General features: G+C 62.7%; 12 protein-coding genes. 11 read left to right on the top strand and 1 reads right to left on the bottom strand.

Going from position 1 to position 15,622, the window contains the following annotated elements; all coding sequences use genetic code 11:
* Positions 1 to 70 precede the first annotated feature (70 nt).
* Positions 71 to 1,255 carry a GGDEF domain-containing protein gene (locus PWG15_RS30560; RefSeq protein ID WP_275025307.1) on the top strand — a complete coding sequence of 395 codons (1,185 nt, stop codon included), beginning with the start codon at positions 71 to 73 and terminating at the stop codon, positions 1,253 to 1,255.
* Between the two features lie 17 nt (positions 1,256 to 1,272).
* Here PWG15_RS30560 and PWG15_RS30555 read toward each other — a convergent pair whose 3' ends face one another.
* Positions 1,273 to 2,688 carry an aldehyde dehydrogenase family protein gene (locus tag PWG15_RS30555; RefSeq protein ID WP_275025306.1) on the bottom strand — a complete coding sequence of 472 codons (1,416 nt, stop codon included), beginning with the start codon at positions 2,686 to 2,688 and terminating at the stop codon, positions 1,273 to 1,275.
* Between the two features lie 96 nt (positions 2,689 to 2,784).
* On the opposite strand from PWG15_RS30555, the gene PWG15_RS30550 reads away from it, so the two are divergent.
* The 10 genes from PWG15_RS30550 (at position 2,785) to PWG15_RS30505 (ending at position 15,571) form a co-directional block, all read left to right on the top strand.
* Positions 2,785 to 3,696, top strand: a complete 912-nt coding sequence (locus tag PWG15_RS30550) for a LysR family transcriptional regulator (RefSeq protein WP_275025305.1) — start codon at positions 2,785 to 2,787, stop codon at positions 3,694 to 3,696.
* A gap of 396 nt (positions 3,697 to 4,092) precedes the next feature.
* Entirely contained in the window at positions 4,093 to 4,596 is a 504-nt protein-coding gene (locus PWG15_RS30545; protein ID WP_275027270.1) for an RNA polymerase sigma factor, read from the top strand.
* 103 nt (positions 4,597 to 4,699) lie between these two features.
* Positions 4,700 to 5,701 carry a FecR family protein gene (locus PWG15_RS30540; protein ID WP_275025304.1) on the top strand — a complete coding sequence of 334 codons (1,002 nt, stop codon included), beginning with the start codon at positions 4,700 to 4,702 and terminating at the stop codon, positions 5,699 to 5,701.
* Between the two features lie 120 nt (positions 5,702 to 5,821).
* Positions 5,822 to 8,131: a TonB-dependent receptor gene (locus PWG15_RS30535; RefSeq protein ID WP_275025303.1), complete on the top strand. Its 2,310-nt coding sequence runs from the start codon at positions 5,822 to 5,824 to the stop codon at positions 8,129 to 8,131.
* Between the two features lie 113 nt (positions 8,132 to 8,244).
* On the top strand, positions 8,245 to 8,535 hold the full coding sequence (locus PWG15_RS30530) for a DUF2218 domain-containing protein (protein ID WP_275025302.1): 291 nt from the start codon (positions 8,245 to 8,247) through the stop codon (positions 8,533 to 8,535).
* Between the two features lie 255 nt (positions 8,536 to 8,790).
* Positions 8,791 to 10,425 (top strand): IucA/IucC family protein, encoded by a 1,635-nt coding sequence (locus PWG15_RS30525; RefSeq protein ID WP_275025300.1) that lies wholly within the window; start codon positions 8,791 to 8,793, stop codon positions 10,423 to 10,425.
* Positions 10,409 to 12,145, top strand: a complete 1,737-nt coding sequence (locus PWG15_RS30520) for an IucA/IucC family protein (protein ID WP_275025299.1) — start codon at positions 10,409 to 10,411, stop codon at positions 12,143 to 12,145. Before PWG15_RS30525 ends, PWG15_RS30520 begins: the two co-directional genes overlap by 17 nt.
* Positions 12,142 to 13,422 (top strand): AMP-binding protein, encoded by a 1,281-nt coding sequence (locus tag PWG15_RS30515; RefSeq protein WP_275025298.1) that lies wholly within the window; start codon positions 12,142 to 12,144, stop codon positions 13,420 to 13,422. Before PWG15_RS30520 ends, PWG15_RS30515 begins: the two co-directional genes overlap by 4 nt.
* Positions 13,419 to 14,729 carry a DUF6005 family protein gene (locus PWG15_RS30510; protein WP_275025297.1) on the top strand — a complete coding sequence of 437 codons (1,311 nt, stop codon included), beginning with the start codon at positions 13,419 to 13,421 and terminating at the stop codon, positions 14,727 to 14,729. The genes PWG15_RS30515 and PWG15_RS30510 overlap by 4 nt, the downstream gene beginning before the upstream one ends.
* Positions 14,726 to 15,571, top strand: a complete 846-nt coding sequence (locus PWG15_RS30505) for a sugar phosphate isomerase/epimerase family protein (protein ID WP_275025296.1) — start codon at positions 14,726 to 14,728, stop codon at positions 15,569 to 15,571. Before PWG15_RS30510 ends, PWG15_RS30505 begins: the two co-directional genes overlap by 4 nt.
* The last annotated feature ends 51 nt before the right edge of the window (positions 15,572 to 15,622 follow it).

Here is a 15,622-nt window from a genome sequence, read left to right as displayed (position 1 = left end):
TAACTTTAGACGAATATTCAGTTTTCTCTGCCAGTTTGCTGGTGACCTTCCGCAGCCGGGGAAATTGGTAATGAGCGTCGTCACGCTAGACCAGGTAGAGAACCAGATCGCGCGCGGCTTTCGTTATTTGCAATTCTCGCCGGAGATCGAGGCGCTGTTCCGCAAGGAATATGCGGCCGAGCGTGTGCGGCTCACGGTGATCTGGGGCGTGATCGGCGTTTTCATCTACGATCTGGTCTATTTCGGCGATCGTACGATGATGCCCGACGTTTTCAACGAGCTGCTCGTTGCCCGTTTCCTGGTGTTCACGCCTTTCGTCATCGGCTGTATCCTGGCCGTGCGCCGCTGGCCGAATGCGCTTCTCTACGACGTTCTGGCGGTGGCGATCGCGGTGCTGGGCGTCACCTTGCCGATGGCCGCGGCCACGCAGAGCACCAGCTCCTACCTGTTCGTCTATCAGAACGGCAATTCCGCCGCTTTCCTGTTCTTCGTCATCGCGCTGCGGCCACGCTTCTTTGCCGTCGTGATCGGGCTCGCGCTGATGTGCGCCTCCCATTTCACCACCACGCGTCTGACCGGTGCCTTCGACGATGTCACCTATTCCGGCATCATCACCTTCTACTTGACGCTGTCGATCTTCCTGGCGGTCAGCGCCTATTTCCTGGAGCAGAAGGACCGGCAGAATTTTCTCAACCAGTTGAGGGGCAGCCTTCTCTACCGCCAGCTTGAGCGCAATGCCGAGCGGGATGAACTGACGGGACTGTTGAACCGCCGTTCGCTGGCGCGGGTTGGCGAGATGCTGTGGAACGACGCGCCGCGCCTGGCGCCGGTTTCGGCAATCCTGCTGGATATCGACCACTTCAAGCGGTTCAACGACGTTCACGGCCATATCGAGGGTGATGCCTGCATCCGCGCCGTCTCGCAATGCATGCGCGACACGGTGGACGAGGCCTCCTTCGTCTTCCGCTTCGGCGGTGAGGAGATGCTGGTGCTCACGGCGGATCGGGAGCCGCTGCAGGCGCTGGCGATGGCCGAGCGTATCCGCACGGCGATCGAACGGCTCGCCATTGCACATCGCGGACTTGGCAATGGGTGTGTGACGGCAAGCCTGGGCGTCGCCTCGGCGCTTGCGGCCGAAACGACGCTTGAAAAGCTGCTGCAAAAAGCAGACGCGGCTCTCTACGAGGCGAAGCACATGGGCCGCAATACGGTCGCGTTGGCAAACGCGCCGAAGGCCGGCGCGCAGGTCGCCTGAACACGGGGGATCGCCCGTCAGCCAATGATCGCCTTCGGCTCGAGAAAAGCTTCGAGGCCGAAAGGCCCGAATTCGCGACCGATGCCGGATTGCTTGAAGCCGCCGAAGGGAGCCTGGGCATCCGCCGGCGCCTCGTTGAGCACCACGCGTCCGGCCTCGAGCTGGCCGGCGATGCGGCGCATACGTTCCACATCCGTGCCGAGAACGTAGGATTGCAGGCCATAGTCCGTGTCGTTGGCGATGGCGACCGCCTCATCTTCGTCGCGATAGGCAAGAATGCTGAGCACGGGCCCGAAGATTTCTTCCCGCGCAATCCGCATGTCGTTGGTGACAGCGGTGAAGACGGTGGGGCGAACGAACCAGCCACGATCGAGCCCTTGCGGGCGACCTTCGCCGCCGACCAGCAGCTTTGCTCCTTCCTCTTGGCCGAGGAGAATATAGGACTGCACGCGCTGCCATTGTCTGGCGCTCACCATCGGGCCGATATCCGAGGCCGGGTCACTCGAAGGGCCGACCTTCAATGCGGAGACGGCGGTGGCAAGACGCGAAGTCACGTCCGCTAGCCTCCGCTCCGGCACCAGAAGCCGGGTACCAGCAATGCAGGCCTGGCCGCTGTTGCGGAAGGCGGAAGCAAGCACGTGCGGAATGGCGTGATCGAGATCGGCATCATCGAGCAGGATCTGCGGACCCTTGCCGCCGAGCTCCAAGGTCACGCGCTTGAAGTTTTCCGCAGCGGTTCGAAGGATCGTGCGTCCGGTGATGGTCGAGCCTGTGAAGGTGATCTTGGCGATGCCGGGGTTGTGGCTGAGCTCGGCGCCGACGACATGCCCATAACCATTGACGACGTTGAGCACGCCACGCGGCAGGCCGGCTTCGTGCAGCGCTTCCAGCAGTGTCTGGGTCTGGATGGCGCTCATCTCGGATGGCTTGATCACGATCGTCGTGCCCGCCGCGATGGCGGTGGCGAGCTTGGTGCAAATGAAGCCGATGTTGCTGTTCCAGGGGGTGATTGCGGCGGCAACCCCAACCGGTTCCATGACGACTGTGGCGTTGCCGATCTGCCGGGTAAAGGCATAGTCGGCCACCGTCTTCGCGGCGACGTCGAAAACACGCGCGGCATGTGGCACCGAGAAGGCGAGGAAGGACTGCGGTGCGCCGTATTCGGTCGCCATGGCCTCATGCAAGGCATCGGCGCGCGCCGCGACGGCGTCGCGCAGCGCCTGCAACATGGCGATACGTTCGGCGGGTGTCGTGCGCCGCATGGCCGGAAAGGCGCGCCTGGCGGCTGCGACAGCGGCGCGGGCGTCTTGCTGATCGCCGAGGCGGACCTCGCCGATCTTCTCTTCGGTGGCGGGATTGAAAAGTTCGAAACGCTCGCTGCCCTCGGGGGTAACGAAAGCGCCATCGACATAGATCTGCTCGATCATCTTCATCGTTCGGTTTCCTGTTGCGATGAAGGGGATATGCGCCGGAACGGTCGCCAGGATAAGATCATCAATCATAGACAGGTTGATGAGGAAAATAGTGCAATGAGACCCAGTCTGTCCGAACTAGAGGCGGTGACGACGATCGCGCGGCTCGGCGGCTTCCGGGCCGCTGCCCGGGAACTCGGCGTGTCGTCCTCCGCGCTCAGCCATGCCGTATCGACACTGGAAGAGCGGCTCGACGTCCGCCTGTTCAACCGGACGACACGATCGGTGGCGTTGACCGCGGCGGGCGAAGCCTTCGTGGCGGAGGTGCTGCCGGCGCTTGCCGCGATCGACGGCGCCGTCGAGAGGGTGACGGAAGCTCGGGCGCGGCCGACCGGGACGCTTCGGCTCAACACTTCACCCGGTGCGGCGCGCATGGTCTTGCAGCCGCTGCTCATGGAATATCTCCGGCGCTTTCCGGAAATGGCGGTGGAGGTGGCGACCGACAACGCGCTTGTCGACATCGTCGCCCTCGGCTTCGATGCCGGCTTCCGGCTGGTTGAGGCGGTGCCGCCGGACATGATCGCCGTGCCGATCACGCGCCAGTCGCGGATGATCGTCGTCGGGTCGCCGGACTATTTCCGGGAGAGAATGGCGCCGCAGCGACCGGCCGACCTCTTGAACCATGCCTGCATTCGGGCGCGCATGGCGAGCGGCAAGATTTATCACTGGGAGTTCTCGCGTCATGGCGAAAGTGTGGAGATCGACGTGCCCGGACGGCTCATTCTGGACGAGAGCGGGCTGATGCTCGAGGCGGCGCTGTGTGGCGCGGGGCTGGCCTATCTCTCCGACCACGCGGTCCAGGAGCACGTCGCCGCCGGGCGACTGGTGCAGGTTCTCAGTGATTGGACGCCACCCTATGACGGCCTGTGCCTCTATTTCTCCGGCCGACGACACGTGCCGGCAAAGCTGCGGGCGTTGATCGAGCTCGTCAGGGAGTTGCGTGTCGAGGGTGGCGGTATTGCGCCTTGAATCTCGGTGAGAAAGTGAGACGAACCGGACAGGTTGGGCGCTCGACTGCCGTTTCGTTGGCCGTGGCGAGAAACCGGAAAAACCGCCATGTTCGCCATCCCTGCCGCGTCCGGTTGACACGGTTCGTGCTCAGAAGGGCAATGGCCATCGCGGCGAAAAGTTCCGCTCCTGCAACGGGATACGGTTCCCGGCCAGTGGCACTCAGGCTCGGCGGTAACGTGTCGCCTGCTGCCTCGAAAAATAACATGACTATTACAGACAAGTTTATTTCCGCGTGCTAAGAGACGTCGCGTTCGTTTGGCCATCCGGTCCATCGATCGCGTCGCGGCAGGCAGTGCGAACAACGCTGGACGCCACATCGAAGTTGTTTTGTTCGGATCAGACGCCTTGGTCGATATGGAAACGCGCCATCAGGTCTATTTCGCCAATCGTATTGCTTTGGTCGCCTATGCCACGCGCATCGTCGGGTCGCGTGAGACTGCCGAAGATATCGTGCAGGAGGCGTTCATTCGCTTCGCGCCGGCCAATACCAACAATGGTTCCCAGGGCCTCTCGCCTGCCTATCTCTACAGGATCGTCCGCAATCTGTGCCTCGATCTTCTCAAGCGTCGGAAGCTAGAGGCGCGGGAGGAACAGGACGAGCCGCCGTTCTGGTCGATGCCGATCGAGATGCCGACGCCCGAAGACATCGCTGTGGTGAGCGACGAGATCCGGCGCATTTCCGGCGTCCTTGACGACCTTCCCACGGACGTCCGCGTGGCCCTTGAGATGCACCGTTTCGGTGGATACACCCTGGAGGAAATCGCCGCTCACCTGAACATCTCGGTCGCAACCGCACATCGCCATGTTCGCACCGCCATGACGCGGGTGGCGACAATTCTGGCGGGGGATGCCTCCTAGAATTTTGGGACCGGCATGAAAAAAAATCCGAAGTAATTCGTCTTTGTGACAGACCAAGTGATTCCGCTAGTGTCTCGTCAGATAGTAACCGGCAGGCAGAGCTTTGACCAAGGACAACCACATACCGGAGGCGTTGCTCGAAGAGGCCATGGACTGGTTTCTCGAACTGAAGGCGCGTCCGAACTGTCGGGAGACCGAAGTCGGGTTCCGGACCTGGCTGGGCCGATCGGAACTGCATGCCCGGTCCTGGGAGACGGCGTTGAAAACCTGGCAGCTGCTCGGAGAAATGCCGCCGGTTCATGAACACCTTTGGCGTGGCGCAGCGCCATTGGTTTCGCCTGCAGCAACCATCCACCAGCCGAAGCGCTGGGCAGCCAGAACCTTGGTCGCCGGCACGGCGGTCATGACGCTCGCCGCCTGCCTGTTGCTGTTCGTCTCACTCCCCTCGTTGCTCATCTGGTGGCAGGCCGATCATGTGACCGAGACCGCGCAGAGCAGAACGATCACGCTGGAGGACGGCACGACCATCCAGATGGGAGGCGGCAGTGCCATCGCCACCGAGATCGGCGCCAGCGCCCGGCACGTCCGGCTTCTCAAGGGCGAAGCCTATTTCGATGTTGCACGCGATCCGTCTCGTCCCTTCGTCGTCGATGCCGGCGGGGTGCAGGTTTCGGTTCTCGGCACGTCCTTCGATGTGCAACTCGCGAGTACGGAAACGACGGTCGAGCTTGCGCATGGCACGGTAGCCGTCTCGTACAGCGGGAAAGACCACAAGCAGAACTTCGAGCTCGCGCCGGGAGAAATGGCGACGGTGGCGCATGCGACGGGTGCGGTCACCCGAAGTGCGATCGCGGCCGAAGAGATCGGCGCCTGGCGCAGCGGCAAGATGTTCGTCAACAACGTCACCGTTGCCGCTGCCGCCGAGCGGCTGCAACGCTACCATTCCGCCTGGATCTCCATCCCGCAATCCGAACTTGCGTCGCGACGGGTGACGGGCGTCTATGATCTCAAAGATCCAGACCACGCTCTTCAGGCATTGGTGCAGCCGTTTGGTGGCAAGGTTCGCGAGGTTACGTCCTATGGTCGCGTTCTGACGCAATTTTAATTTGGACTCAAAAATTCAAGAAAAAATCGCGGACCGGTGAAAAAAAATCCGGAGCCCGTCGTCTTTGGTCCGAAGCGCCTGCCCGAGAGGCAGCGCGCGGATCATCGAGACGGGGGTAAAATGAGTTCGCCGAAATGCCGCAAGGGACATCCTTCTTTCAATGCAGGACATAGCTATGCAGGTCTGCGCCTGCTGACAACGACGGCGATTGTCGGGCTTTCCTCCCTTGCCTTCTTGCCCGTTTCCGTCGCCTCCGCCCAACAGACCACTTCGCGCGTCAGCACGGCTCGCACCTTCAACATTCCGTCGCAGCCGCTTGCGAGCGCATTGAATGCCTTCGGGCGCCAATCCGGTCTGCAGGTGACCTTGGCTGCGGCGACGTCGCAGGGCATTCGCTCGACCGCCGTCAGCGGCACCCTGGAGCCGCAGCAGGCTTTGGCGCAGCTGCTGGCGGGCACCGGCATCTCCTACAGGGTATCGGGTGGAACGGCCCTGATCGGTTCGACGACGGCGGCCGGCGGCAGCGAGGGCGTTGATGCCTCCGGCGCCACGGTCCTCGATCCGATTTCCGCCTTTGGCAGCGGACCACTCGGCGCCGGCGAGATCGTCATCTCGTCGGAGGACCTGAAGCTGAAGAACCCTGCCAACATTGCCGACGTCTTCTCAGGCGAGCCGGGCATCGCCGTCGGTAGTTCCTTGCCGATGTCGCAGAAGGTCTACGTTCACGGCATCGAGGAAACGAGCCTTGCCGTGACCATGGACGGCGGCCGCCAGAACAACAAGGTCTTCCACCACAATGGCACGAACCTCATCGACCCGGGCCTCCTTCAGGCCGTCAGCGTCGATGCCGGCGTTGCGCCGGCCGATGCCGGCCCGGGGGCGCTCGCCGGTGCGATCGCCTACGAAACGATCGATCCGCGCGATCTGTTGGATGTCGACGGCTTCGGTGGTTTCGTTACATCCAGCTACAACTTCAACAGCGATACGGTGACCACGGGGCTCTCCGCCTATGGCATGCAGGAGGGGCTCGAGTTCCTGGGCTACTTCAGCTTCGGCAAGGGCAACGATTTCACCGCCGGCAATGGCAAGGAGGTCGACGGCACCAGCACCAATCTGCTGAGCGGCCTTGGCAAGCTCGCCTACGAGTTCGACAGCGGCGACCGTTTCGAAATCAGTTACGACCGTATCAATGACGATGCGCCCCGGCCGTTCCGCGCCAATGTAGGTTCGATCTCGAACCCGAAGCCGTGGGAGCCGCGCATCCGCGATTACACGCTCGATCGGCAGAACACCGTCTTCACCTATACCGACAGCACGCCGGACGGATGGTGGGACCCGAAACTCCTGCTTGCCTACAGCAAGACGGAGGTCGATCTGCCGATCTTCCCGAAGCCGGGACCGGGCGTTCCGACGACCTATGACGCTATCGGCACGTCGGATAGTTTCAACGGCAAGTTCGAGAACAAGTTCTCCTTCGACATCGGCAATGTGATCGCCGGCATCGACTTCTACAGCGACAAGGCGGAGCTTGAGGATCTCTACGATCCCGGTACCGAGAAGGCGCGCAATGTCGGCCTCTACGCGCAGGCGAGGCTGGAGCCCTGGGAGAGAACGCGCCTTTCCTTTGGCGCGAGAGGGGACAACCAGCACTTTACCGGAACGACGGGCCAGGATTGGACCAACTCGGGCTTCAGTGGCAATGTCTCGGGCGAGTATGATCTCATCGAGGATCTTCTGACGGCCAAGGCCGGTTACTCACATGTCTGGGCCGGTATCCCGCTTGCCGAGAACTTCATCATCAATCCCAACTGGAACTATGGCAACGGTCCGAAGCCGGTAACCGCTGACAACTACGTCCTGGGACTGGAGGCCAACTACAACGGCTTCATGGTCGAAGGCAGTGTCTTCCAGACCGATCTCGACGATGCGCGCGCACCGCGCTTCCGGGCAGATCTCGGCATCGCCGCCCATGACGTTCGCTCGCGCGGATTCGAAATCGGCGGCGGCTACAATTGGGGCGATGGCTACTTCAAGGTGAAATACGCCAACATCGACGTCGAAATCGACGGCAAGCCCGCCGACTCCGATGTCGGCACCTATCTGGCAGCACCCGCTGGCCAGATCATCACCCTGCAGGCGGTCCACACCCTGGCGGACTGGGGTGTGACCTTCGGCGCGGATGCGGAAATCACACTCGACTACGACGACGTCGCCGCCGGCAGCAAGCCCTTCGAGGGCTACGAGGTCTTCAACGCGTTTGTCGAATATGTGCCGCCGCAGCGGCCGAACCTGACGCTGCGCGCCGAACTCAAGAACATCTTCGACGAAACCTATTCGGACCGGGCGACCTACGGCCAGGAGTTCGGGAACGTGACGCCGCTCTACGAACCCGGCCGCTCCTTCATCCTGACCGCAAGAGCGACGTTCTAGGGCGACGGTCCGTGATCGCGGCTGCCGTGTCCTCCCCACGGCGGTCGCCCAAGACGCTCAGGCGGTCATCCCGGGCCGCCTCGGCAGTAAAAGCCTGATGACAGGAGTTCCAGATGCAAGAAGCGACCACTCACTTTGCAACGGACGACGGCCAGAAATACCTGACGCAGCTCTGCAAGCATTTCGCCCACAAGATCGACGTCGAGCAGGCGGGCGATCGCGCCGAACTCCGGTTTTCCTGCGGGACCGGCTATCTCCAGGCCACACCGGATGGCCTGAGTATCCGCGCCCGGTCGCCCGATGCGGCCGATCTCGCGGATACGAAATCGGTCATCGAAAGCCATCTTCTGCGCTTCGCATTCCGCGAGGAGCCGGGATCGCTCCACTGGCAGGCCGCCGGCTGAGCGCCGCGGGTCAAGAGTACTTTCAATAAGAAAATTCAATGTGTTGGTCGACAACGCCCAACGCCATTGCGCGGCTATGCGTGTCGCGTGCCGAGGATCGACAGAATGCAATCGTCTAGGCAAATCGCAGAAATCGCCACTTTCCAAAGCTTCGCCAACTGCTATCTGCGCGAAGTGAACCCGGGCATCCGGGTCATGCACCGAACCGCCGGCGGCGCTTTCGACTGTGTGGAATGGTCGCTCCCGAGGCAACACATGATCCTGCGTGTCAAGGTGACGTCGCCGTCCCTTTGCGGGCCGCATCACTTCGGCAAGGTCTGGGGCCGGGGCGTTTCCGACGGTACGTGGCGCCAGATCGAACTGATATCGGCGCTGCATATTCTCGTCCATGAGTGCTACCGCCAGGGCGACGAAAACCAGGCGGATGCCTTGCGCGGCTTCGAGCTCGAACTGCTGATGCGGGTGCTCGAAAGCTACCAGCAGACCGCACTCTATATCGACAAGGCGGAGCCCGAGCCGGCAGAGGGCGGCCATTTCATCGAGGCGGAGCAGTCGCTCGTCTTCGGTCACTGGCAGCATCCGACGCCGAAGAGCCGGCAGGGCATGACCTACTGGCAGCAGGAATCCTACGCACCGGAACTGCGCGGCGCGTTCAAACTGCACTATTTCGCCGCCAAGGCGGATTGCGTGCGGCACGCGTCCGCCCGTTCGACGGCGGCCCATGAGATTGTCCGTTCGCTGGTGGGGCCGGAGGCGGATGGTGTCACGCTCGCTAGCGATGAATACCTGCTGCCGATGCATCCGCTCCAGGCGGAAGCGCTGCTGCTCGATACCGACATCCGGTCAATGCTCGGGAAGGGGCAGTTGCGCCACTTGGGGGCCGCCGGCCCTGCCTTTACGGCGACCTCATCGGTGCGCACGGTCTATGACGCCGATGCCGACTGGATGCTCAAGTTCTCCCTGCCTGTCCGCATCACCAATTCCGTGCGGTTGAATCGGCGCCAGGAACTCGAGGCGGGCGTCGCCATGGCGAAGCTCCTCGATCGTATCGGGTTTGCTGCGCGGTCCCCAAATTTCCGGATCATCCAGGACCCCGCCTATATCACGTTCGACTTGCCCGGCCGGGGCGAAAGCGGCTTCGAAGTCATACTGCGGGAAAACCCGTTTTCGGGCGCGAAGGGCAGGGGCGTCGTGACGGTTGCCGCCCTGACGGCCGATCCGCTTCCAGGCCAGGGTTCGCGCCTGGAGCGCCTTGTCCGGGCCCTGGCGGCGCGCACGGGCGAAAGCCTGCCGGACGCGGCCCTCCTGTGGTTCCGCCACTATCTCGATTGCGCGGTCGAGCCTTTGATCCGCCTTTATGATGACTATGGCATCGCGCTTGAGGCGCACCAGCAGAACAGCCTGCTGGATGTCAGCAATGGCTATCCATCCGTCAGCTACTACCGGGACAACCAGGGCTTCTACCTCTCCGAACGTTATCGCAGCCTGATCGTCGGCCATGTTCCCGAGACGCAGACGATCGCGTCGCTCTATTTTGCCGACAGCGAAATCCGCGACCGCTTCGCCTACTACCTGCTCGTCAACCAGGTCTTCTCGGTCATCAGTCGCATGGGTCATGACAGCCTCTGCGAGGAGAGCCTGCTGCTGCGGGAACTGCGCCTGTATCTCGAAGTCTATGCCGCCCGCATGACCGGAGCCGGCCGCGAATTCGCACGCCATGTCCTCGACCTGCCGACGATCGCCTGCAAGGCCAATCTGACGACCCGCCTCTATGACGTGGACGAGCTGCAATCCAATCACGCGCCGGTGCTCTACCGCCCCGTGCCAAACCCATTGCGGGCGCCGGCCGTTCTGACGGTGCCGAGGACCGACCATGCCATTGCCTCTTGAGCTCAAGGGACGGCCGGACGAACGCGTGCTTCGTCAGCTCGTCGCCGCCCTCCTCTACGAAAACATCGTCAACGCCAGCGAACACGTCCACGGGGATGACGTCGACTTTCAATGGTCGCTCGGTGGCCGGGAGTATCGCTGCCGCGGCGCGATTGGCCCCTTCGGACGGCTTCGCCTGGCGCCGAACTCGATTGAGATGCGCGAGGGTGCGGACCGCTGGATCGCGCCGCCGCTGGCGCAACTGGTCGGCGCCCTGCCGGGTAGCGGCCCCACGCGTGGAAAGCTGCTCGACGAGCTTTCGCAGACGATCGCCTTTTGCGCGTGGAATGAGCGCCATCTGCTCCAACGGCCGCGCCGCGCGATGTCGTTCGCCGAACTCGAAGGCGCGCTTGACGAGGGGCACCCTTACCATCCCTGCTACAAGGCGCGCACCGGCTTTTCCTTCGCCGATCATACGGCCTACGGGCCGGAAGCCGGGCGGGCGTTCCAGCTCGTCTGGCTGCTCGTTGCGCGCAAACATCTTCACCAGGCACTGCCCGCCGACGAAGACGCGTTCTGGGGCACCGAACTCGGACATGGGGCATGGTCCGAGCTGCGCGCGAAGCAACAGCGACTGGGCGTCTCGCCGGAAGAATTCGGCTTTCTCCCGCTCCACCCCTGGCAGTGGCGCGAACTGCGTGAAACGGAGCTTGCCGGTTGGATTGCAGCGGGGGACGTCCTTTGCCTTGGGCCGACCGGCGACCACTATACGGCGACGCAGTCGGTGCGCTCGCTGCTGAACCGGGATCAGCCTCATGCCGCGAGCCTCAAGCTGCCGCTCAACATCGTCAACACGTCCTCGCGCCGGACGCTTGAGCCGCATTCGGTCTGCACGGCGCCGGTTATCTCGCGCTGGATCGCCGGGATCGTCGGGAACGATCCGGCCTTCGGCGAACGTTACCCGCTGACGATCCTGCAGGAATATGCCGGGATTATCGCCGGGCGCGACGGCCCCTTGGCGGGCCAGGTAGCGGCGATCTGGCGAGAGAGCGCCGAAGCGACGCTTGCCGCTGGCGAGGCGGCCGTTCCCTTCAATGCCCTGATGATGGTGGAGGCGGACGGACGGCCATTCGCCGACGACTGGATCCAGCGCCACGGCCTGATGCCGTGGATCAACCGGCTGATCGAGGTCGCCGTCCTGCCGGTCTGGCATCTGCTCGTCCATCATGGGGTGGCCGTGGAGGCGCACGGACAGAACATGTTGCTCGTTCATCGCGACGGCTGGCCGGTCAGGCTCATCCTGCGCGACTTCCACGAGAGCATCGAGTTTTCACCGGACTTTCTACGCGAACCGGACAAGGCGCCGGATTTCCTGTCGCTGAACCCGGCCTACCGTGATGCCGAGCCGGACCAATTCTACTGGACGGACAATCTGGATTCGCTGCGCGAATTGGTGATGGACACGCTGTTCGTCTACAATCTCAGCGAAATCTCCCATCTGCTCGACCACTGCTACGACCTGCCGGAAGCGCTCTTCTGGCAACGGGTCGAGAGCGCGCTTGCGGCTTATGTGAGCGAGCATGGGGCGACCGAGCGGCTGAGCCAGCTCGGCTGCGGTCAGCCTCGCATTCTCACCGAATCCCTGATGACGAGGAAGCTCCTCGCGGCGAAGCCGGAATACCACCACACGGTGCCGAATTCCTTGGCCGCAAGAGAGCTTCAACGAAGGAGAAAGTCATGATCCGCATCGATGACAGGCTCTACGACGAGAGCTATTTTAACGAAAGATCGGCGCGCATGGCCGCCGAGATTGGCCTTCGCGAACGCGACACCGGCCGCTGTGCCGTTTGCTTTGCCGAGACGGTCGACTGGCTGGCGCTGTTCTTCGCGCTCCGCCAAGCGGGTGCGAGCGTGCTGCCGATCCATCCCGGCACGCCCTATCCGGCCGCCCGCAAGCTCGCGATCGGCGCCGGCTGCGATCGGTTGTTCTACAACAGCCTGACGGCCGAAGTTCTCGACGTGCCCGCCGTGGAGTCGAAGCCGGGAACGCTGCTGCAGATGAGCTCCGGCACGACAGGCGCGCCGACGTGCATTGCGCGCAGTTGGCAGGAGATCGACGCCGAAATCGAAAGCTACGTCGACACTTTCCGCGAACCGGAGGACATGACGCCCGTCATCGCCTGCCCGACCACCCATTCCTATGGGCTGATCTGCGGCATCCTGGTGGCGCTGAAGCGCGGCCAGACGCCTGTCATCGTCAACACGGCCAACCCGAAGTACCTGCTGAAGGTCTTGCGCGAAACGGAGCGGCCGCTGCTCTATTCGTCGCCGGCGATCCTGCACACGCTGGCGCGGCTGATGCCCCAGGGCGAACAGATCCACGCGACGATGACCTCGGGCACGCTGCTTCCCGACCCCTGGTTTGCCGATATCCGCGCCAAGAGCCGGTTCATGTTCCAGCAATATGGCTGCTCGGAATCCGGCTGCATCGCCATCAATCCGGATGTGGCTGCTGCCGGCGACATGGGCTTCGTGTTGCCGCATCTTTCCGCCGCAACCGGCAACAGTGCCGAGCACGCGGGCGAAATCGTCGTCAGGAATGCTGCCGGCGCCGCGATCCACACACGCGATCTCGGCTATCGCCGCGCCGACGGCATGCTGGTCTTCGTCTCGCGCCTGGACGACATGATCAATGTCTCCGGCCTCAACGTCTACCCGAAGGACGTGGAGGATGCCGTCATGGCCATGCCCGCCGTCAGCGATGCCGTTGCCTTCCGCAAGGCTGACCGTTTCGCCGGCGAGCGCGTCGCGCTGCTCTTCAGCGCCGAAGTGCCGGTGGCGCCGCAGGCCGTGCGTGAATGGTGCAGTCGCCACCTCGCTGGCCACCAGTTGCCCATGGAGATTTTGCAGGTCGATGCGGTTCCCCGCCAGGCGAACGGCAAGATCAGCCGCCGCGACGTAGCGGCGCGCCATCTGGCAGGCGAATTCAACAAGCCGATCGCAGGAGCCGCATCATGACTGAGCCCGAAATCCTTTCAGCGATCGAGACCGTTCTCACCGACAAGATGGCGCATGGACATATGGAGGGCTTCGGCCCGGATGCCCGGCTGAATGAAGATCTCTATCTCGACTCGGTGCTGATCCTCGAAATCTTCCTCAATCTCGAGCTCGAATATGGCCTGTCCGTACCGGAAGAGGCGATCGCGAAGCAGGAGATCGAGACGGTCGGCGATCTCGCCTCGCTTTATTTGCCGAAAACGTCGGGTATCGTCGTACCGGCCTTTCCGCTGACCGGCGGAACGACGGACGAGGGTGTGCATGGCGAGGCCTATTACGACATCAAGGTCCATTGCTTCGTGAGTTGCGTTTCCGATGGCCTGAAGCGAAACGGGCTTGACCAGCGGCCGTTCTATTTCGCTGTCTGGGATGCGAAGTTCGCGGTCAGCGACCGTTTCGAGCTTCTCTATCATGCACCCGATATCACCCAGGAATTCTTCCGCAGCTGGTTCGAGCGGCTCTACGGCGTCTCAGTCGTCGAGTGGTATGATCCGGACCGCACCAAGCTCGACAATCTCGCAGTGCTCATCGGCCTTCTGAAACAGCGCAGCGAAACCGGCGCGGTCATGGTCATGCTCGACATGTTCCACCTGCCGGAGCGCGAGAACAAGTTCAACCAGAACCCGTTTCCGCACTACCTCATGCTGCAGGAAACCGCCGACCCCGAAACCTGGTTCGTGCACGACCCCGACTATCGCTGGGAAGGCGAAATCGCCAAGGAGAAGGTCATTCACGCGATCATTCAGCCGACGGTTGGCGGCGGCTATGTCTTCGACAATGCCGAAGCGCGCGCGCCGTACGCGGAAGACCTGAAAGCCTATTTCGAAGCCTGCTTCGTTCGTGATCGCAACCCGCTTGCCGATGCCATCCGGGCGATCGTCACCGCACATCTTGAGGAACGGGACGGGCTTGCGCTTTCGAACCTTGGCGCGGCGGTGCGTGAACTGCCCGTCATCACCATCCGGAAATACGCCTACGAACACGGCTTTGCCTTCTACTGGCGGGCGCTGAAGCTTCCTGCGGCCGAATTCGAGGCATGGTGCGGGGAAATCGAGGCGCTGGTTCAAGCGCTGAAGACCCTGCACTACGCCGTGATGAAGCTTGCTCAGACGGGCGATCGCCTTCTGGCGGAGTCGGTGTTCGAACGGCTTGATGAGGCGGATCGTCTCGAGACGAAGCTTAAAGCCAAGCTCGCCGAGGTCTTCGCTCTCTGGAGCGACCTCGTCCTTCCCGAAGACGTTCCCGCAATGAAGAGGGTTGTGCGATGAGAGTTTCGCTCTGCACCATCACTTTCCGGCATCATCTCATTTCTCTCGACGAAATTGCTGCCTGGGCCGAGGCCAACGATTTCCAGGGCATCGAGCTCTGGGGTGCCCATGCCCGCAACCTGGCACCACGGGTGGACCGGAACGCCGAGTGGCTCGACGGCTACGGCCTGTCGGTGCCGATGATCAGTGACTACCTCCCGCTTGATGGCGATACCGAAGCGTTGAGGCACAAGACAGTGGAGCTTTGCAGGCTTGCCCGCCGTTGGCGCACCCGCAAGATCCGCACCTTCGCCGGAAGCCGCGGGAGTCTCGCCGTCGGGACGGATGAGCGCGGGCAGATCGTCGGGCGATTGAAGGAAATCTGCGAGATCACCGCCAGCTACGGCATTCACCTGCTTGCCGAGACACACCCGAAGACGCTGGCCGACACCGCGGCCTCGACCATGCAACTGATTGACGAGGTCGACCATTCCCACTTCGCGATCAATTTCGACACGCTGCATGTCTGGGAGGGCGGCGATGATCCGGTCACGGTACACCGGGCAATGAGGCCGCATATCCGCCACTACCACCTGAAGAACATCATCGATCGGGCGGACCTGTCCGTCTTCGAACCAGCCAATGTCTATGCCGCGGCCGGTAGCCGGCGGGGCATGACGCCGCTGTTCCAAGGCGTTGTCGACTACGATCGGTTCCTCCAGGAGATGTCAGACGATCCGCTCGCCGATGCATCGCTGGAGTGGTTCGGCAACGATTGCCTGGACACCCTGAGGCGCGACCGCAGGCGAGTGCGCCAGGCAATCGAGGGGGGCGAGCGTCTGCTTAGGACCGCGAACGTCTAGTCAGGATCGACGGAAAATAGACTCCGCGGCGGACCTTGCGATCCGCCTCGG

The sequence above is a fragment of the Ensifer adhaerens genome (genome assembly GCF_028993555.1).
Lineage (GTDB): Bacteria > Pseudomonadota > Alphaproteobacteria > Rhizobiales > Rhizobiaceae > Ensifer > Ensifer adhaerens_I.
This window is presented reverse-complemented; position numbering and strand designations above follow the sequence as displayed.

Coding starts and splice junctions, on each gene's coding strand:
- PWG15_RS30560 (WP_275025307.1), top strand. CDS start 71: ATGAGCGTCGTCACGCTAGACCAGGTAGAGAACCAGATCGCGCGCGGC.
- PWG15_RS30555 (WP_275025306.1), bottom strand. CDS start 2,688: ATGAAGATGATCGAGCAGATCTATGTCGATGGCGCTTTCGTTACCCCC.
- PWG15_RS30550 (WP_275025305.1), top strand. CDS start 2,785: ATGAGACCCAGTCTGTCCGAACTAGAGGCGGTGACGACGATCGCGCGG.
- PWG15_RS30545 (WP_275027270.1), top strand. CDS start 4,093: ATGGAAACGCGCCATCAGGTCTATTTCGCCAATCGTATTGCTTTGGTC.
- PWG15_RS30535 (WP_275025303.1), top strand. CDS start 5,822: ATGAGTTCGCCGAAATGCCGCAAGGGACATCCTTCTTTCAATGCAGGA.
- PWG15_RS30530 (WP_275025302.1), top strand. CDS start 8,245: ATGCAAGAAGCGACCACTCACTTTGCAACGGACGACGGCCAGAAATAC.
- PWG15_RS30525 (WP_275025300.1), top strand. CDS start 8,791: ATGATCCTGCGTGTCAAGGTGACGTCGCCGTCCCTTTGCGGGCCGCAT.
- PWG15_RS30520 (WP_275025299.1), top strand. CDS start 10,409: ATGCCATTGCCTCTTGAGCTCAAGGGACGGCCGGACGAACGCGTGCTT.
- PWG15_RS30515 (WP_275025298.1), top strand. CDS start 12,142: ATGATCCGCATCGATGACAGGCTCTACGACGAGAGCTATTTTAACGAA.
- PWG15_RS30510 (WP_275025297.1), top strand. CDS start 13,419: ATGACTGAGCCCGAAATCCTTTCAGCGATCGAGACCGTTCTCACCGAC.
- PWG15_RS30505 (WP_275025296.1), top strand. CDS start 14,726: ATGAGAGTTTCGCTCTGCACCATCACTTTCCGGCATCATCTCATTTCT.